This is a genomic window from Prevotella sp. kh1p2, from assembly GCF_900111525.1.
In the GTDB taxonomy this organism is placed as follows: domain Bacteria; phylum Bacteroidota; class Bacteroidia; order Bacteroidales; family Bacteroidaceae; genus Prevotella.
The window spans coordinates 99,875-119,078 of the sequence record NZ_FOHY01000005.1; the positions used below are offsets into that span (position 1 = coordinate 99,875).

The window sequence follows — 19,204 nt, forward strand, 5'->3', positions numbered from 1 at the left end:
GAACGATAGCTCCTGCGGAACGCCCGCCGGCAGGCAGCCGGGGCTACAGCTTCTGTTCTACCTCTATCTCGGTAAAGGTTTCGAGTGTGTCGCCCGTCTGTATGTCGTTGAAGTTTACCAGGCTGATACCGCACTCCAGTCCGGTAACAACCTCCTTCACGTCGTCCTTGTAGCGCTTCAGCGAGTCTATGTCGGCCGTCTTCACAACAATGCCGTCGCGTATCACGTGCACCTTGTCCTTGTTGTGTACCTTTCCTTCGGTTACCAGTGCACCGGCAACGGTTCCCACCTTGCTTATCTTGTACACCTGCCGTACTTCGAGCTGGCCTGTAACGACTTCCTTCTTCACCTTGTCGAGCATGCCCTCCATGGCCGAATGCACGTCGTCGATGGCATCGTAGATAACTGAGTAGGTGTTGATTTCCACTCCCTCCTGGTCGGCCTGCCTGCGTGCAGCGGCCGAGGGGCGCACCTGGAAGCCCACGATGATGGCATCGGAGGCATCGGCCAGGGTGACGTCGCTCTCTGAAATCTGGCCCACGGCCTTGTAGATAACGTTCACGTTCACCTTCTCCGTAGAGAGTTTGATGAACGAGTCGCTAAGAGCTTCGATGGAACCGTCGGTATCTCCCTTGACAATAATGTTGAGTTCCTTGAACGAACCCAGTGCAATGCGGTGCGAGATGTCGTCGAGCGAGAGGCGCTTCTGCGTGCGCAGGCCCTGCTCACGCTGCAGCTGCTCGCGCTTGTTGGCTATCTCGCGCACCTCCTGTTCGCTCTCCAGCACGTGGAAGGCGTCGCCTGCGGTAGGGGCGCCGTTGAGTCCCAGGATGATGGCAGGCTCGGCCGGGCGCACGTCGTCGATGCGCTGGTTGCGCTCGTTGAACATGGCCTTGATGCGTCCCCAGCTGGTTCCGGCTATCACGTAGTCGCCTACGCGGAGTGTGCCGTTGCTCACGAGCACCGTGCTCACGTAGCCCCGGCCCTTGTCGAGCGACGACTCGATGACCGTACCCGTGGCCTTTCGGTTCGGATTAGCTTTGAGATCGAGCATGTCGGCCTCAAGGAGAACCTTCTCCATGAGCTCGTCCACGCCGATGCCTTTCTTGGCACTGATTTCCTGACACTGGTACTTGCCGCCCCACTCTTCTACGAGCAGGTTCATGTTGGCAAGGTCTTCACGTATCTTGTCGGGGTTGGCGCCCGGCTTGTCTATCTTGTTGATGGCAAACACCATGGGCACTCCGGCTGCCTGCGCGTGGGCAATGGCCTCCTTGGTGGTGGGCATCACGGAGTCGTCGGCAGCTATGATGATGATGGCAATGTCAGTTACCTGGGCGCCGCGGGCACGCATGGCGGTGAATGCTTCGTGTCCCGGCGTGTCGAGGAAGGTAACCTTGCGGCCGTTCTTCAGCGTTACGCCGTAGGCTCCTATGTGCTGGGTAATGCCTCCGGCCTCGCCGGCTATGACGTTGGTGTTGCGGATGTGGTCCAGCAAACTGGTCTTGCCGTGGTCTACATGGCCCATCACGGTCACTATCGGAGCACGCGGAACGAGGTCGGCCTCGTCGTCCAGTTCCTCGCTTACGGCTTCCTGAACCTCAGCACTCACGTATTCGGTCTTGTAGCCGAACTCCTCTGCCACCATGTTAATGGTCTCGGCATCGAGGCGCTGGTTGATGGAAGCCATGACGCCGATGCTCATCAGCGTGCCTATAATCTGGTTTACGCTTACGTCCATCATGTTGGCCAGCTCGCTCACGGTAACAAATTCGGTCAGCTTCAGCGTCTTGCTGTCCTTGCGCTCGGCCTTGGCCTCGGCGTTCAGCTTCTCCTGTACGGCCTCGCGTTTCTCCTTTCGGTACTTTGCTCCTTTCTTGTTCTGGCTCTGCTTGTTGGTGAGGCGGGCCAAGGTTTCCTTAACCTGGCGTGCCACATCTTCCTCGTTCACCTCCAGAGGCTTCTGGTTGCGCTTGCGGTTCTTGCCGGCAGCCTGCCCTTTCTTTTTGCCGGCAGCGGCTGCCTGGTTGGCAGCAGCGTTGATGTCTACGCGCTCCGTCTTGATGCGGGTGCGCTTCTTGCGCTCGCCGCTGTGCTGTTGCTGGGCTTTCTCCTCGCGTTCCTTGCGCTTCTCCTCCTTCGATTTCTTCTTCGGACGGGTGCTCTGATTGATGGCATCGAGGTCTATCTTGCCCAGAACGTTCACCTTCGGGGTGTTCAGAATCTTCTTCTCGCTCTTGAGCTGATATACTTCGGGCTCCTGGCTTGCCACCTCCTTGGGCTCTGCTGCCGGCTTTGGCTCGGCGGCTAGAGCCGTGGATGCGGCCTGAACGGTTGCAGCAGCGGCCGGTTTGGGCTCTGCGGGAGCCTTTTCAGGAGCCTCCGGTTTAACTGCCGGCGCGGGGGCAGGCTGCGGTTCGGGCTTTGCGGCGGCGGGGCTTACGGCAGGCTGCGGTTCAGGAGCGGCCTCCGGAGCCTGTGCCGGAGCAGGAGTTTCGGGTTTTGTGGCAGGGCTTACGGCAGCAGCCTCTGCCTCGGGAGCCTTCTGTGGCTCCGGAGCAGCAGTCTCTTTCAGCACAGGCTTCTTCTTTCCTATGCTGTCCAAGTCTATCTTACCAAGCGGTTTGTACTGCTGCTGGCCGGCAGATGACAGCACACCTTTAGCCGAAGAGTCCTTCGGTTCGGCAGCACGCTTCTTCTCCTTGGGCTTCTTCTGGAAGAGCTTTTCAGCCTGGTTGCGCACTTCGGCGTCCTGTCTGAAACCCTCAACCAGCAACTCGTACTGCTCGTCACTGATTTTGGAAGTCGGTTCCAGCTTCTCTTCACCCAACTTGCCTTTCTTCTCCAGGAATTCAACTGCCGTCTGAAGTCCTATGTTCAACTCACGTAATGCTTTATTTAATCTGATGCTCATTAACTTTATATTTAGATGCCGGGTGCTGGGTTGTTGGTTGTTGGTTTCGCAATGGCGTTGGGGTTCCTGACATGGAGCAGTCGTGTAGCCACACCCTTTAGCTACCGGCGTGCCGCCATCACCCAACAACCATCAACTTGTATGTGTGTTCATTGCTATCGTTCGAACTCTGTCTTGAGGATGCGCAGCACGTTGTCTACGGTTTCCTCCTCCAGGTCGGCTTTCTCAATCAGCATCTCGCGCGGGGCGTTGAGCACGGCCTTGGCCGTATCCAGGCCAATGGACTTGATGGCATCGATGACCCACTGGTCGATTTCATCGGTGAACTCGTCCAGATAGATGTCCTCGTCGGCCTCGTTCTCCGATACCTCACGGAACACGTCTATGGTGTACTCGGTGAGCATGGAGGCCAGTTTGATGTTCAGTCCGCCGCGACCTATGGCCAGACTTACTTCCTCCGGCTGCAGGTAAACGGCTGCCTTGCGCTCCTCCTCGTCTATCTCGATGTTGTTTACTCGGGCCGGACTGAGGGCGCGCTGGATAAAGAGCTTGATGTTGGACGTGTAGTTGATGACGTCAATATTCTCGTTGCACAACTCGCGGACGATGCCGTGTACGCGGCTGCCCTTTACGCCCACGCAGGCTCCTACGGGGTCTATGCGCTCGTCGTAGCTCTCAACGGCTATCTTGGCGCGCTCTCCCGGCATGCGTGCTATCTTCTTGATGGAGATTAGCCCGTCGCTTATTTCGGGCACCTCGGCCTCCAGCAGGCGCTCCAGGAACACGGGGCTGGTGCGGCTCAGGATAATCTTGGGGTTGTTGTTCTCGTTGTCCACGCGCAGGATAACGGCCCTCACGGTCTCGCCCTTGTGGTATTGGTCCGAGGGAATCTGCTCCGATTTGGGCAGTATAAGCTCGTTGTTCTCGTCGTCAACGAGCAGAACCTCGCGCTTCCAGATTTGATACACCTCGCACGAAACAACCTGTCCCACGCGGTCCTTATATTTATTGTAGAGCGAATCGTGCTCCAGTTCCAGTATCTTTGATGCCAAAGTCTGGCGCAGAGTCAGGATGGCACGGCGGCCGAACTTGGCAAAGTCCACGCGTTCTGATACGTCCTCGCCCACCTCATAGTCGGGTTCTATCTTCTGGGCGTCCTTGAGACTAATCTCCTTATTCTCGTCTTCCACCTCTCCGTCGGCCACAACAACGCGGTTGCGGTAGATTTCGAAGTCGCCCTTATCGGGGTTCACGATGACGTCAAAGTTCTCGTCGCTGCCGTAAATCTTAGCAAGCACGTTGCGGAAACTTTCCTCCAACACGCTTACCAGCGTTGTACGGTCAATATTCTTGGTGTCCTTAAATTCGCGGAAGGTATCGACCATGCTCACGGTCGCTTCATCTTTCTTTCTTGCTGCCATAGCTTTATTTGAAACTGATTAAGTATTTGGTGTATTTTACATTATCCATCTGGTAGGTGTGGTCTACGTTCTGCAGTTGCGGACGCTTACGACCTTCCACCTGCACGCGCTCCCTCACGGTCACTACGAAGTCGTTTCCGGCCACGCTCTTCAGCACTCCGCGCACCTTGGTGCCCTCGGCCGTCATCACTTCCACCTCTTTTCCCACGAAGTTCTCGTACTGTTGCGGAACCTTGAAAGGCTGACCAAGACCGGCGGAGCCCACTTCGAGCTCGTAATCTTCTTCGTCGCGGTTGAGATGCTCCTCAATGAACTTGCTCAAGGCGACGCAGTCTTCTATCCACACTCCATCGACATGGTCAATCTCCACGATGATTTTGTCATCCTGGTTGATATCGATGTCCACGAGGAAATACTCCTTGTCTTGCAGCCACTCGTCAACTAACTTCTTTACGACGTTCTTGTCTATCATATCATCTGTATTAAAACAGAATGAGGAGCTCTACCGGAGCCCCTCATTCCACTGAACGATGCAAAGTTACGAATATTTTCGTTATCACACAAGAAAATCGTCGATTTTCCGCCATTTTATTTGTATCGTCACCCCGTTAGGGCTGTTATACCATGACTGTTACAGGGCAGCAGCCATCCGTTCCACACAGAGCGCACATTTTCTTAAATAAATTTAAGCTCGTAAGGGCAAGTGTCTGATTTCCAGCTTTACTTCCTTTCGGTAAGTTAGGAATACCGTTGTACGTTCTTGTGAGGTAAAACAAAAATTCCTATTTTTGCAGACAAAAGGATAGATAAGTAACTATCAAGAATAAAGGAACAACTCTCACGCTATATGAAAGCTGTAGTCATTAACCATTGCTGCAAGGCCGAAGACCTGAAAGTCAGCGAGTTGCCCCTGCCAAAGGTTAAACCCGGCTGGGTACTGGTCAAGATTCACGCTGCCGGACTGAACCACTCGGAAGCTCTGATGCGCCAGTTCGAGGCCGACTCCGACTATATCAACACGCCCGTGGTACCGGGAATAGAGTGCGTGGGCGAGATTGCCGACGCCTCCGACAGCCGCTTCAGCAACGGCGACAGGGTCATCGCGCTCATGGGAGGCATGGGGCGCTCCTTCAACGGCAGCTATGCGGAATACGCCCTGCTGCCGGAGAAAATCGTGTTCGGCGTGGATACCGACCTCGACTGGATTTCACTGGCCGCCGTTCCCGAAACCTACTACACTGCCTACGGCTCGCTGCAGGAGTGCCTGTTGCTGCAACCCGGTGACACGCTGCTGGTGCGCGGGGCCACAAGTACGGTGGGCAAAGCGGCCATCCAGCTGGCCAAAGCAATGGGAGCCACGGTTATCGGAGCCTGCCGAAGGGAGCAGTCGTTCGGCGAACTGCGTGCACTCGGCGCCGACTGCTGCGTTACGGACGACGCCCACATCAGCTCCGCCGCCCTGCCCGTTAAGCCCAACAAGGCTCTGGAGCTTGTAGGACCCAAGACGCTGGCCGACACCATGCGCACCGTAAGCCGTCCAGGCTACGTTTGCAACACGGGAATACTGGGCAACCAGTTCACCTTACCCGACTTTGACCCAATCAAGCAAATTCCCAACGGGGTGTTTCTCTCGGGCTTCTTCAGCAACTATCCCACCCGGCAAGTCATCAACGAGCTGTTCGGCCTCATCGCCCGGGCACACATCCGCCCGCTATACAGCAAGGTGTTCGCTCTCGATGAAATTGCCGAAGCCCACACCCTGCTGGAGCGGGGCGGTGCAGGAGGCAAAATCATCCTCAACATCAGCAACGCCCATGAACAGAAATAACATAACCGACCCGCTCTTTCCGGAGTGCCCCATACGCAACATACTCTCGCGTATCGGCGAGAAATGGACCCTCCTGGTGCTGCTCGAACTGAGCGAAAGCACAGGGAGCATGCGCTTCGGGCAAATAGCGCGGGCCATTCCCGACGTGTCGCAGCGCATGCTCACCGCCACCTTGCGGGCCTTGGAGGCCGACGGCCTGGTGAGCCGAAAGGTGTACCCGGAGGTGCCCTTGCGCGTGGAATACGCCCTCACGGAGCGTACGCACACGCTCATACCATTGATAAATCAGCTCGTGCAGTGGTCGATAGACAACTACAAGGGCATCATCGAAGACAGAAAAAGGTTCGTTGTCCGCTGAGACAGCAGCCGTATGTTTAATCATTTAAATAACAATCAACTATGCTGAAGAATTTATTTGCAGCCAAGAAGCAGACCCGTGTGGCCGCTTCTTGCGGTACCGCCTGCGGAACAGGCGATGGTGGTAACCAAATCGCAGCCTCATGCGGAACCGCATGTGGTGCCGGCGACGGAGGTACCAAGTAACAAACACCAAACCCAAAACAACCCCCAAATGGAGTATTTCGCTTTCCAGTGGCACATCACCGAGGCCTGCGACCAGCGCTGCAAGCACTGCTACATCTACGCACTCGGCTCTCACGCCAAGTTCAAACAGATGGAACCGGCCCAGATGGTCAAGGTTCTGGACAACATCCAGACTTTCTGCCGCAAGGCCGAACGCCTGCCCTACCTTTACATTACGGGCGGAGACCCCATCCTGCATCCGCAGTTCTGGATGCTGGCCGGCATGCTGAAGGAGCGGAATATTCCATTTGCACTGTTGGGAAACCCCTTTCATCTCACCGCCGATAACTGCCGCCGGCTCCACGAATACGGCTGCCGAAAGTACCAGCTCTCGCTCGACGGTCTCGAAGCCACCCACGACCGCATCCGCCGGCCGGGCTCTTACCACGAAACGCTGGCCGCCATTCCCGTTCTGCGGGCGGCCGGTATAAAGGTTGCCCTCATGGCTACGGTGTCTAAATGGAACTGCAACGAGATACCTGCTCTGGTCGACGTGGCGGTTGAAAACAAGGCCGACATCTTCGCCTTTGCCCGCTACTGCCCCGATGCCGACAGCAAGGACACCTGCTGCTCGCCGCAGGAATACCGCGCCATGATGGAGAAATGCTGGCTAAAATTCCAGCTTTACAAGGATTCTTCCACCTACTTTAGCCTCAAAGACCACCTGTGGACGCTCTTCAAGTACGAGCGCGGGCTCTTCAATCCGGCCGACTATCCGGCCGACGAGATAGTGTACGACGGATGCAACTGCGGCAACGCCCACTTCACCATCCTCAGCGATGGCGCCTGCTACGCCTGCCGGCGCATGGAAAGCAAGGTGGGCAACGCACTTACAGACGACCTCTACACGCTCTTTACCGGGCCGGAAATGGACAAATACCGCATTTACGAGAACTTTGAGAAATGCAGTCGGTGCGAGCTCCTGCGCTTCTGCCGCGGCTGTCCCGCCGTAGCTGCCGGCTACCACGGCAGCATGTACGCCCCCGACCCGCAGTGCTGGAAAGAGATTTCGTAGCTTCCTCGCCCCTCCGCCCTGCTTGTGGGCGGAACAACAACTCCGCCCCAAAACTGCAACGAGTCTGCGGCAGGAGTGCCGCAGAGGCGGGAGATTGTAAGGATAGTTGGCTGTTAAAGCCCTTGGTTTTAACACTTAGGCCGGTGGCAGAAACCTTTCTGCCGGGCTGTTTTTATCGTTCCGGGACCTTGATTTTTGTATTTTTCAGGCTCATTTCCGCCCATCTGGCGGGCCGAAGCATGCTTTCAACGCCACCGGAAGCCTCTTCCGGCCGCGCCGGAGCTATGCTTCAAGCTCCTTGAAGGGCATCTTCAAGCGGCTTGAAGGACAGCTTCAAGAAAGCAGAAGAATTTACGCAATCAGCAAACACTTGATTATCAGAGTCTTAGAAAACGGCAGATTTTGCCGTTTTCTGCCCCTGCAGGCGATACCGAAGAAATGCAGCAAAGCGCCGGGAGGGGGTTTGTAAATGATTATAGTCAGTAATTTCTGCGGCCTGCAACTAAACAGAACGCGCGGCTGTCGAGGTTTTCAGCCTCCGGCAGCCGCGCGCTGGGCGGGTTTGGTCCGTGCTTATTTCTTCGCTGTTTTTACCGGGCTGAGGATGCGGCGGTACTCATCCGGGTTGCCGAGCAGCTGCAGGGCGGCCTTCATCTGCTTGTCGGCGCGCAGGCTGTTCTGCACTCCGCCGCCCTGGAAGTAGTAGGCCGTAACGATGTCATTGGACAGTATCTGCTTGATTACGGCCTTGTTATAGTCCAGGTCGCGTGCTACGTTGTGGGTGAGTTTCTTCTCCAGCGCGTCGAACTCGGGCTTGGCCACGTCGTAATAGCCCTCGAACTTGGCCAGCTTGACTATGTTCTTGAGGTATTTCTCGCTCTCGCGGTCGTAGGAGAAGCCGCTCTCGAGCACCTTCTGCTTGAACTCCTCGTAGTCTGCATCGCTTATTTCGAAGCTCGCTGCAGGCCCTATGGACGGATGCGAGGCAATGTAGGCCACCTCGAAGTCGTGCAGCACCTCCATCGAGTCGCGCAGAATGCCGTAGGGGTCGCCATTGGTAAGGGCCACGGCTATGTTGGGTATGGTGTCGGCCTTTACCTCCACGTCGGGCTTGATGCCGCCGCCGTCGCGCACCTCACGGCCGTTGGCGGTGTGAAAGAGGCGGGTCAGCGAGTCGGGTACATGCTCCGTGTAGCCGCCGTTGGCGTGTTTGTAGTTCACGGCCTGTATGCAACGGCCGCTGGGAATGTAGTACTTGCTCGTCGTGAGCTTCATGCGGCCGTTGTAGGGCAGGTCGGTCGTCATCTGCACCAGTCCCTTTCCGTAGGTCCGGGTGCCCATCACCACGGCGCGGTCCATGTCCTGCAGGGCGCCGCTCGTTATCTCGCTGGCGCTTGCGGTGCCGCCGTTAACCAGCACCACGAGGGGCATGAGCGTGTCTACGGGCTCCAGGGTGGTACGGTAGTCGCGGTTGGCACGGGTCAGTTTGCCGCGGTTCGACACCACGAGTTTGCCCTTGGGCACGAACAGGTTCACGATGTCAACGGCCTCGGGCTCCGAGCCTCCGCCGTTGTTTCGCAAGTCCAGAACCAGCCCCTTGATGCCTTTCTGCCTCATCTCGATGAAGGCGTTGCGCACCGTTCGGGCACTGTTCTCGGTAAACTGGTTGAGGTTGATGTAGCCGATGCCACCCTGCTGGATGCCGTAATAGGGCACTGCGGGCAGCTGGATGGCGCGGCGCGTAACGCGGAAGCTCATCTCCTTCTTCTCTCCCGGGCGCCTGGCGCGCAGCTCGAAGGTAGTTCCGGGGTCGCCTTTCAGGCGGTCGCTCACGTACTCAGTTGTCTTCCCGTTCATCTGCTCGCCGTCAATGGAGAGTATGATGTCGCCCTTCCGCAGTCCTGCTTCGGCTGCCGGCATGCCCGCATAAGGCTCCTCTATGACCACTGTCTTGAGCCTTTGGTTGTACTTGATGATGGCTCCAATGCCGGCGTACTTGCCCGTTATCATCGTTCGCAGGTCCTTCGTCTTGTCTTCGGGATAGTAAACGGTGTAGGGATCGAGCGAGTTCAGCATGGCGTCAATGCCGTTGCCAACCACTTCGGCGGCATCGAGCGTATCGACGTAGAGCAGGTCCAGCTGCTTGTAAATGGTGTTGAAAACCTCCAGGTTCTTGGCAACCTCCAGGTTGTGGTCTTGGTTCTGCGCCGCCACAGGGCACGAGACAAGCAAGAGCAGATAGGCTATGAGTTTCTTCATAAACAGTTGTTTTGCAGCTACAAAAGTACGATATTATGCTTGTAAACCGCTAAAAGCAACAAAAAATTATTGTATTTTAGCGCTAAAACGAAAAAAAACGGGAATTTGTTTGGCGGTTTCGGAAAAACAGCTTACCTTTGCAACCGCAATTACAGCATTGCACCTCGCCGGCGGAAGCCGCAGGGCGGCCGTGCAATATCAATGCTTCAATAGCTCAGTTGGTTAGAGCACCTGACTGTTAATCAGGGGGTCGTTGGTTCAAGCCCATCTTGAAGCGCACAAAGAGGATAACTTCGGTTATCCTCTTTTGTTTTATCAGCATGCCCGGAAGTATCTTGAACCGGAACAGGAAACGACCGGTGCGTTTTTCCCTGCATATTTCTTGCATCTTTAAATAAAATGAGCTATATTTGCCACAGATGAGGGTCAACAGTCTGCTGGCCCCATGTGGCCGTATTGCCTTTTGACAACAACAAACATACACTTAGACCGGAGATATACTATGGAACAGGAAAAACGAATCATCGAGTGCGTTCCCAATTTCAGCGAGGGACGCAATGAGGAAACCATTCGCACCATCGGCAATGCCATTGCAGCCTGCCCGGGCGTGAAGTTGCTGGACGTTGACCCCGGCGAGGCCACCAACCGTACCGTCATCACCTTTGTAGGAGAGCCCGAAGCTGTGTGTGAGGCCGCTTTCAAGGCCGTGGAGCAAGCGGCCCGGCTCATTGACATGCGCCGCCACCACGGTGCTCATCCGCGCATGGGAGCCACCGACGTGCTGCCACTGGTTCCCGTATCAGGCGTCAGCTTAGCTGAATGTGCCGAGCTGGCACGCCGACTGGCACGCCGCATAGCTGATGAGCTGCGGATTCCCACCTACTGTTACGAGGCGGCGGCGCTCAAACCGGAGCGCAGAAATCTGGCCGTATGCCGGGCAGGAGAATACGAAGCACTGCCCGACAAGTTAGCTGACGCCGGCAAGGCGCCCGACTTCGGCGCGCGTCCTTACGACGAGGACATTGCCCGCACGGGCTGTACGGTCGTGGGTGCACGCGACTTCCTCATCGCCGTAAACTTCAACCTCAACACCACCTCCACCCGTCGGGCCAACGCCATTGCCTTCGACGTGCGCGAGAAAGGGCGCCCGCTGCGCGAGGGCAACACGCTCACGGGCAAGCCGCTCAGGGACGAACAGGGCAACGTACGCATGCAGCCGGGCACGCTGAAGTGTACGAAAGCCATCGGATGGTATATCGACGAATACGGCATCGCACAGGTCTCAATGAACATGACCAACCTCGCCGTGACTCCGCTGCACAAGGCTTTCGATGAGGTTTGCCGCTGTGCACGCGAGCGGGGAGTGCGGGTAACGGGCACGGAAATCGTGGGCCTCATCCCGAAAAAAACGCTCATAGACGCCGGCAAGTATTTTCTGGAGAAGCAACAGCGGTCGACCGGCATCCCCGAAGCCGACATTATCCGCATGGCTATCAGGTCGATGGGGCTCAACGACCTGCGACCTTTCAAGCCTGAAGAGAAGGTGATAGAATACCTTCTCGATGCCGGCACGAAGCGGAACAGCCTCGCAGACCTCACCGTCAGGGGCTTTGTCGAGGAGACTTCGCGCGAATCGCCGGCCCCGGGCGGCGGCACCATCGCCGCCTGCATGGGTGCCTTGGGAGCTGCCTTGGGCACAATGGTGGCCAACCTGTCGGCCGGCAAACGCGGATGGGACGACCGATGGCAGGAGTTCAGCACATGGGCCGACAAGGGACAGCAGCTCATCATGCGCCTGCTCCGACTGGTCGACGAGGATACCGAGGCCTTTAACAGCATCATGAGTGCCTTCGCCATGCCCAGGGAAAACGACGAGGAGAAGCGCCTGCGCAGTGAGGCCATCCAGTCGGCTACGCTCTGCGCCACCCGGATTCCGCTGCAAACAATGAAGACCTCGTACGAAGTGTTCGGCCTCTGCCGCAGAATGGCCGAGACAGGTAACCCCAACAGCGTGTCGGATGCCGGCGTGGGAGCGCTGGCAGCAAGGGCTGCCGTGAGAGGCGCCTGCCTGAATGTGAAAATCAATGCCGCATCACTCAAGGACCGGCAGACGGCCGATGCCCTGGTGGCTGAAGCCAACCGCATAGCCGAGGAGGCCGACCGTGAGGAACGGGAAATTACTAAAATCGTTGAATCTTTAATCTGAACAGCACAATGGAAACCAAACCCGAAACCATGACATTGGAACAATTCAGGGCCGACATACGCCAAGGCATCCCCGCAGAGTTGCCCGAAGCGCAGCCTTACGCCCCCCAGGTGAACCACGCACCGAAGCGTAAGGACATCCTTACGCCCGACGAGAAGAAGCTGGCTCTGCGCAACGCGCTCCGCTACTTTCCCAAGGAACTGCACGCCGTGTTGGCTCCCGAATTTGCCGAAGAGCTGAAAACGTACGGCAGAATCTACATGTACCGCTACCGTCCACGCTATGCCATGCACGCACGGCCCATCAGCGACTATCCTCACCACTCGGAGCAGGCTGCTGCCATCATGCTTATGATTCAGAACAACCTCGACCCCCGCGTGGCCCAACATCCCCACGAGCTCATCGTCTACGGCGGAAACGGCGCCATCTTCCAGAACTGGGCGCAGTACAGGCTGGTGATGCAATACCTCAGCCAGATGACGGATGAACAGACGCTGGTCATGTATTCAGGCCATCCGCTCGGCCTCTTCCCCTCGCACAAGGATGCACCACGGGTAGTGGTGACCAACGGCATGGTGATACCCAACTACTCGAAGCCCGACGACTGGGAACGTGACAACGCCCTGGGCGTAAGCCAATACGGCCAGATGACGGCCGGTTCGTACATGTACATCGGCCCACAGGGCATTGTTCACGGCACCACCATCACCGTGCTCAACGCCGCCCGCCGCGTCATGCAGGGCCGCACAGGCAAGCCGCTCTTCGTATCCTCCGGATTGGGAGGCATGAGCGGCGCCCAGCCAAAGGCCGGAAACATAGCCGGGGTAGTGAGCGTTGTGGCCGAAATAAACCCGCTGGCAGCACAGAAACGGTACGACCAGGGATGGGTGGACGAGCTGCACGACAACCTGAACGAGCTGATACCGGCCATACGCAAGGCCGTAGCCGAAAGGCGGACGGTGTCAATGGCCTACATGGGCAACATCGTTGACCTGTGGGAACGATTGGCCGAAGAGGACATAGAGGTAAATCTCGGTTCCGACCAGACTTCACTCCACAACCCCTGGGCAGGCGGATACTATCCCGTGGGGCTCACTTTGGAGGAAAGCAAGCACATGATGGCCGAGCGTCCTGACGAATTCCGAGAACGCGTGCAGGCATCTCTGCGCCGCCAGGTGGCCGCCATCAACAAGCTCACTGCACGCGGCATGTACTTCTTCGACTATGGCAACGCCTTCCTCCTGCAGGCCAGTCGTGCCGGTGCCGACATCCTGCTGCCCGACGGTAAGTTCCGTTATCCGTCGTACGTGCAGGACATCATGGGGCCCATGTTCTTCGACTACGGCTTCGGTCCGTTCAGATGGGTGTGCACCTCCTGCGACCCTGACGACCTGGAACTGACCGACCGGATTGCCGCACGCGTGCTGGAAGAAGAACGGGCCACGGCAACAGCCGACATCAGGCACCAGTTGGACGACAACATACACTGGATAAAGGAGGCTGGCCGCAACCATCTCGTGGTAGGTTCGCAGGCCCGCATCCTCTACGCCGACTGTGAGGGACGCACCAAGATAGCCCTGGCTTTCAACGAGGCCGTGCGCAACGGCCAACTGAAAGCACCCGTCGTATTGGGCAGAGACCATCATGACGTATCGGGAACCGACTCACCCTTCCGCGAGACCAGCAACATTTACGACGGCTCCCGGTTCTGTGCCGACATGGCGATACAGAACGTTATCGGCGACAGCTTCCGCGGTGCAACGTGGGTAAGCATCCACAACGGTGGCGGCGTAGGCTGGGGCGAGGTCATCAACGGCGGCTTCGGCATGGTCGTAGACGGCAGCGAAGATGCCGCGCGCCACATCAGGGAGATGCTGTTCTGGGATGTAAACAACGGCATCAGCCGCCGTTCGTGGGCCCGCAATCAAGGCTCCATAGACGCCATCAGGCGCCAGATGGAGCGCACTCCGCAGCTGCAGGTCACCCTGCCGCAGATAGCCGACGAGGCAATCATTGACAAGGCAGCCAGTATTTTCTAACTTTCAAATCGTCCGAACACAACGAATACTATGGAAAAAGTTCATGAAATCAGCGCCGGACACCTTACATTAAATAAGGTGTCTGAAATCATCAGGCACAACTACAAGCTCAGGTTGGGCGACGACTCCCGTGAACGCATCGTCCGTTGCCGCAAGTATCTGGACCGCAAGATAGCCGAATCAGAAGTTCCCATCTACGGTGTCACCACCGGCTTCGGCTCGCTCTGCAACATCAACATCGGCAAGGACCAGCTCTCGCAACTGCAAATCAACCTCATGATGAGCCATGCCTGCGGCTGCGGCGAGCGCGTTCCCAACGAGATTGTGAAGCTCATGATATTGCTCAAGATACAGTCGCTCAGCTACGGATATTCGGGATGCAAGCTCGATACGGTAGAACGGCTCATCGACTTCTTCAACAACGACGTCTACCCCATCGTCTACATACAGGGCTCCGTGGGCTCGTCGGGCGACCTGGTGCCGCTGGCCCACCTCTGCCTTCCTCTGGTGGGATTGGGCGAAGTGGAATATCAGGGCAAGCGCATGGACGCCGCCAGCCTGCTGAAACTCAAAGGATGGCAGCCCATCAGGTTAGCTTCAAAGGAGGGCCTGGCCCTGCTCAACGGCACGCAGAACATGGCCGCATTCTGCTGCTGGTCCATTATTCAGGCCACCAAGCTCAGCAACTGGGCCGACTACATCGCCGCTCTGTCGCTGGATGCCTATGAAGGACTGCTCGAACCCTTCAATCGCGCCGTCCACATCGTGCGCCCCCACAAGGGGCAGTTGGACACGGCAGCCAACATTACCAGGATACTCGCCGGGAGCGAAATCGTGAACCAGCCCAAGAACTACGTACAAGATCCCTACTCATTCCGCTGCATTCCGCAGGTACACGGAGCCGTGAAAGACACCGTAAGATACGTGCAAAAGGTGACCGACGTGGAGATTAACGCCACCACCGACAACCCCACGGTGTGCCCGGACGATGACCTGATAATCTCCGCAGGCAACTTCCACGGCGAACCCATTGCCATGCCCATGGACTTTCTGGCCATTGCCATGTCCGAACTGGCCAACATCTCCGAGCGCCGCATCTATAAGCTGGTGTCGGGCACGCGTGGCCTGCCGAGCTTCCTCGTGGCCAGTCCGGGCGTAAACAGCGGCTTCATGATAACGCAGTACACGGCAGCATCTATCGTGAGCCAGAGCAAGGGGCTCTGTACACCGGCCTCGGTAGACAGCATACCCACCTCGCAGGGGCAGGAGGACCACGTGAGCATGGGCGCCAATGCCGGCACCAAGCTGTACCGGGTGGTGCTCAACACGGAGCGCGTGCTGGCCATCGAGCTTTTCAACGCCGCCCAGGCACTCGATTTCAGGCGGCCGCTCCGCACGTCGCCCATACTCGAAAGCCTCGTGGCCAACTACCGCCAGGTGGTTCCCTTCATTGACAAGGACGTGGTGATGTACCCCTACATCGCCCGCTCCGTAGACTTCCTGCACTCCGAAAAGATGGAAAACCTGAACCGGGCACTGTGACCCCACGCCGCTGCCCGGGCAACACAAACAAACAACAACTTACCCATGCGCACACTCATCCACCACATCGGCCTGCTGGCAGGCATCCTGCCACCGGGCAAGCTCCGCCTCACGGGCAGCGAGATGGCCGTCATGCAGACTCTGCCTGACGCGTGGCTGCTGGCCACCGACGGACTGATAACCGACTTTGGGCCCATGTCCACGATGCCCACCTGTACCGACTGCCATACCGTCCATGCACACGGCGCCATCCTCATGCCCTGCTTCTGCGACCCGCATACCCATCTGGTCTATGCCGGAAGCCGTGAACAGGAGTTCGTAGACAAGATACGCGGCCTCAGCTATGCAGAGATTGCGCGCCGCGGAGGCGGCATCCTGAACTCCGCCGACCTGCTGCATCAGCTCTCGGAAGAGGAGCTCTACCGGCAGGCCATGCGGCGCGTGGAGGAAATAAAGAGCAAGGGCACAGGCTGCGTGGAGATAAAGAGCGGCTACGGACTCAACACAGCCGACGAGCTGAAGATGCTGCGCGTAGTGCGCCGCATCAGGGAGACGGCCGGCATCAGGATTGCCGCTACCTTTCTGGGTGCCCACGCCGTGGCGCGCGAATATCAGGGGCGGCAGGGGGAATACGTTGACAGGGTGGTCAGGGAGATGATACCCGAAGTGGGCAAACAACGACTGGCAGAATTCATCGACGTGTTCTGCGACGAGGGATTCTTCACTCCCACCGAGACGGACCGCATACTCCGCGCCGGCGCCCGCTACGGACTGCGGCCCAAGATACACGCCGAGGAGCTGGCTCCCTCGGGCGGCGTGCGGGTTGCGGTGGCGCATCATGCCCTGTCGGCAGACCATCTTGAGCACATGGCCGATGAGTCCATCGCACTCCTGCAGGGCTCCGACACCATGCCCACACTGCTGCCCGGCACCTCGTTCTTCCTCAACATGCCCTATGCACCGGCCCGTAAGCTCATCGACGCAGGCCTCGGCATAGCCCTGGCTTCCGACTACAATCCCGGTTCCACACCGTCGGGCGACATGAAATTCATTGTCTCCCTGGCCTGCATCAAGATGCGGCTGCTGCCGCAGGAGGCGCTCAACGCCGCCACCATCAACGCTGCCTACAGCATGGGAGCCAGTTGCACGCACGGCAGCATCACCCGTGGCAAGCGGGCGTGCCTGCAGCTGCTCGACGCTCCCTCACTCGACTATCTGCCTTACGCCTATACTTCCAACCTGGTGAAGCAGATGTTCCTGTAACATAAAAGAATGCTTGCAGGGTAATGTTTATCATCACACGCAACTTTCGACACCTGTCAAATAATCGTGCGACACTTGTCGCACATTCTTTCGACAAGTGTCGAAAGTTCCCGAAGCTACCTTTCAGCACCCCTTTCTGATACCTGGAGAAACCGGAAAACTGCCTAAACGAGGCTATATATCGATAATACATCCTGAACGTTCCTTGCCAGATAACATACTGATTATCAATACATGACGGAATCAGCATAAGGTTTTTCGATTATACATTCCTTATTAAAGTTTCTATTCTGCATTTTTTCAGCTATTTTTGTATGTGATAAAACTTAACTTCCAATAACTAAATAATTTACTATGAGGACAAGAAAAAACTATTGGACTTCGCTGTCTATGGTTCTGCTGTCGGTAACGGTGTTCTGCGGATGCAGTTCTGTGGACGACGGCAGCTATGTGGAACCCATCCGGCTTTATGAGAAAATTGACGGAAAATGGGTAATCAATTCCCTGACACAGACCGATGAAAGCAATGGCAAGACCATGACGCTCACGAGTATGCTCGACTTCGACTCTTTTGTCATTCATCTGAACCGCAACTCCAGCGGCGAACCGGCAGACTTCACCGTGGAAGGCTCGGCCCCCGAATTGCTGCCGATTAAAGGTACATGGACGCTCGACCATCCGTTTACCAAGTCGGACGGAACAGCAGCCCGGCTGACTCTTAACGGCGAGGAGGACGCACCGGCGCTTACCATAACGACAATGCCGGGCAACAATCAGACCCTTGAATTCAGACTGACCCGACAAGTAAACGGCAAGCCGTTTGTATCCTACACCTATAATTTAATGCAGGCAGTGGAATAATTAATCTGAACGACTATGAAAAAGAATATATGCTGCGCAGTCATTCTGGCTGCATTGATGTTTCCGCTGATGGCCTTGGCAAGCAAGAAGGTAGGTACGCCGAAGTGCTGGACCGTCCCGGCCGTCTTTACAGGCGATGAGCAAGTGAGTTTCTATTATGATGTCACCGACGTGGGCTTTCCCGAAGGCGCAGACCTATATCTGTGGGCATGGCAGCCGTCGGAACCTGACGCAGGCAACGGCGATAACTCTTCGGAATTTGCCAAGCTGGAGTACCTGGGTAACAATATCTATCGCAAGACGATGGTGCCCACGCAGTATTTCCACGTAGATGCCGCTGTGTTCGAAGATGCCAACTGGCCAGGCTTCTGGCAGCAACTGAAGACCAAGCGCGATGATTTGTGGAGCACAGAGTTTGCAGCACCCGATTCCCGTTCGGAGTTTCAGGACTTCAAGACCAGTGGCGCGGCTTTCCGGTTCGTTTCTGGCCGTAAGTCGGCAGGATTCACTGATAAGTTTACCTTAGACGAGCCGCTGACCGTACTCTTTAATCCCGATGTGTACAAATTAGGCGACCGTACCATGACCGAGATAGCCAAGGATGCCAACTTCGTGCAGTTCGGTGTGCACTCTGGTCTCAACGACTGGACGATACAACAGACGCTCGACGTATGGCGTCCGGCCTGTCTGGAGAAGACAGAGGTAAAGAAACTGTCCAACGGACTCTATGCGTGGAACGTGGGAATACCGTCTGAATACTATGCCTCCAACCCCAACGATGCCGGTTCTACCACCCCCACCGAATTGGCCGACGCCGACTATAAGGCTGCCTTTCAACTGGAAAACATGACTTATCTTGTTGTCGAGGTAATACGCAATGCCACCGGAGGCAACGACTGGGGCGCCAACAGCGGTGACCAGATACAGAAGGCAGGAACGGCCACACCCTACCCCGACCCGGTGTTCACGCTGTTCCCTTCGCGCGTGAGTGCCAAGGACATTCTCACGCTTACCCGCGAATACAATGAGCGCACGGCAGGAGAACTCAGCTATACCATCACGGCAGGCCAGAAAAACATCACGGGTACGATGGCCGGCGTGCGTGACAAACGGCAGGCAACAGTCAACTTGGTAAAAGAACTGAAAGGCATCGAAGCAACCGAACTCCATATTGTCGTAACCAAAGCCAACGGACAGACTGTGGTCGACACTACGGTGCCATTGGTAATACCCGACAAATAACCCCCAAAACGGAATAAAACAATATAATCCTG

The 19,204-nt window shown here is 56.8% G+C and carries 14 protein-coding genes and 1 tRNA gene; 11 read left to right on the forward strand and 4 right to left on the reverse strand.

Translation table 11 applies throughout. The features are described from left to right. Positions 1 to 43: 43 nt before the first annotated feature. The 3 genes from infB to rimP all read right to left on the reverse strand — a co-directional run bounded on the left by infB (position 44) and on the right by rimP (position 4,807). Positions 44 to 2,914 (reverse strand): translation initiation factor IF-2, encoded by a 2,871-nt coding sequence (gene infB, locus BMW31_RS04510; protein ID WP_091821659.1) that lies wholly within the window; start codon positions 2,912 to 2,914, stop codon positions 44 to 46. Positions 2,915 to 3,069: 155 nt separating this feature from the next. Then, positions 3,070 to 4,335 (reverse strand): transcription termination factor NusA, encoded by a 1,266-nt coding sequence (gene nusA, locus BMW31_RS04515; RefSeq protein ID WP_091821662.1) that lies wholly within the window; start codon positions 4,333 to 4,335, stop codon positions 3,070 to 3,072. Between the two features lie 4 nt (positions 4,336 to 4,339). Beyond that, positions 4,340 to 4,807 carry a ribosome assembly cofactor RimP gene (gene rimP / locus BMW31_RS04520; RefSeq protein ID WP_091821665.1) on the reverse strand — a complete coding sequence of 156 codons (468 nt, stop codon included), beginning with the start codon at positions 4,805 to 4,807 and terminating at the stop codon, positions 4,340 to 4,342. A gap of 375 nt (positions 4,808 to 5,182) precedes the next feature. Here rimP and BMW31_RS04525 point away from each other — a divergent pair, with 375 nt between their 5' ends. Genes BMW31_RS04525 through acgM form a run of 4 tightly spaced genes read left to right on the forward strand, consistent with a single transcriptional unit; the run spans position 5,183 to position 7,760 of the window. Then, entirely contained in the window at positions 5,183 to 6,163 is a 981-nt protein-coding gene (locus tag BMW31_RS04525) for an alcohol dehydrogenase catalytic domain-containing protein (RefSeq protein WP_091821668.1), read from the forward strand. Further along, complete coding sequence (locus BMW31_RS04530) at positions 6,150 to 6,521, forward strand: winged helix-turn-helix transcriptional regulator (RefSeq protein ID WP_091821671.1); 372 nt, start codon at positions 6,150 to 6,152, stop codon at positions 6,519 to 6,521. The genes BMW31_RS04525 and BMW31_RS04530 overlap by 14 nt, the downstream gene beginning before the upstream one ends. A gap of 41 nt (positions 6,522 to 6,562) precedes the next feature. Then, positions 6,563 to 6,706, forward strand: coding sequence for a hypothetical protein (locus BMW31_RS13400; RefSeq protein WP_177166270.1), 144 nt, complete (start codon positions 6,563 to 6,565; stop codon positions 6,704 to 6,706). Between the two features lie 28 nt (positions 6,707 to 6,734). After that, complete coding sequence (acgM, locus tag BMW31_RS04535) at positions 6,735 to 7,760, forward strand: radical SAM/SPASM domain protein, ACGX system (RefSeq protein WP_091821814.1); 1,026 nt, start codon at positions 6,735 to 6,737, stop codon at positions 7,758 to 7,760. Between the two features lie 573 nt (positions 7,761 to 8,333). Here the strand turns inward: acgM and BMW31_RS04540 are convergent. Beyond that, complete coding sequence (locus BMW31_RS04540) at positions 8,334 to 10,019, reverse strand: S41 family peptidase (RefSeq protein ID WP_091821673.1); 1,686 nt, start codon at positions 10,017 to 10,019, stop codon at positions 8,334 to 8,336. Between the two features lie 203 nt (positions 10,020 to 10,222). Here BMW31_RS04540 and BMW31_RS04545 point away from each other — a divergent pair. From BMW31_RS04545 to BMW31_RS04575, 7 genes are all read left to right on the forward strand, one after another. Continuing rightward, a tRNA-Asn gene (locus BMW31_RS04545) sits at positions 10,223 to 10,296 on the forward strand. A gap of 225 nt (positions 10,297 to 10,521) precedes the next feature. After that, the gene (gene ftcD, locus BMW31_RS04550; protein WP_091821674.1) at positions 10,522 to 12,225 is read left to right on the forward strand and encodes a glutamate formimidoyltransferase; all 1,704 of its coding nucleotides are present in this window, start codon (positions 10,522 to 10,524) and stop codon (positions 12,223 to 12,225) included. A 29-nt stretch (positions 12,226 to 12,254) separates the two neighbouring features. Continuing rightward, positions 12,255 to 14,264: a urocanate hydratase gene (locus tag BMW31_RS04555; protein WP_091821817.1), complete on the forward strand. Its 2,010-nt coding sequence runs from the start codon at positions 12,255 to 12,257 to the stop codon at positions 14,262 to 14,264. Positions 14,265 to 14,294: 30 nt separating this feature from the next. Further along, positions 14,295 to 15,806: a histidine ammonia-lyase gene (gene hutH / locus BMW31_RS04560; RefSeq protein WP_091821677.1), complete on the forward strand. Its 1,512-nt coding sequence runs from the start codon at positions 14,295 to 14,297 to the stop codon at positions 15,804 to 15,806. A 45-nt stretch (positions 15,807 to 15,851) separates the two neighbouring features. Next, positions 15,852 to 17,069 carry an imidazolonepropionase gene (gene hutI, locus BMW31_RS04565; protein ID WP_091821680.1) on the forward strand — a complete coding sequence of 406 codons (1,218 nt, stop codon included), beginning with the start codon at positions 15,852 to 15,854 and terminating at the stop codon, positions 17,067 to 17,069. Positions 17,070 to 17,423: 354 nt separating this feature from the next. After that, positions 17,424 to 17,930 (forward strand): DUF5004 domain-containing protein, encoded by a 507-nt coding sequence (locus tag BMW31_RS04570; protein WP_091821685.1) that lies wholly within the window; start codon positions 17,424 to 17,426, stop codon positions 17,928 to 17,930. 15 nt (positions 17,931 to 17,945) lie between these two features. Continuing rightward, the gene (locus BMW31_RS04575) at positions 17,946 to 19,172 is read left to right on the forward strand and encodes a hypothetical protein (protein ID WP_410524424.1); all 1,227 of its coding nucleotides are present in this window, start codon (positions 17,946 to 17,948) and stop codon (positions 19,170 to 19,172) included. Positions 19,173 to 19,204 lie beyond the last annotated feature (32 nt).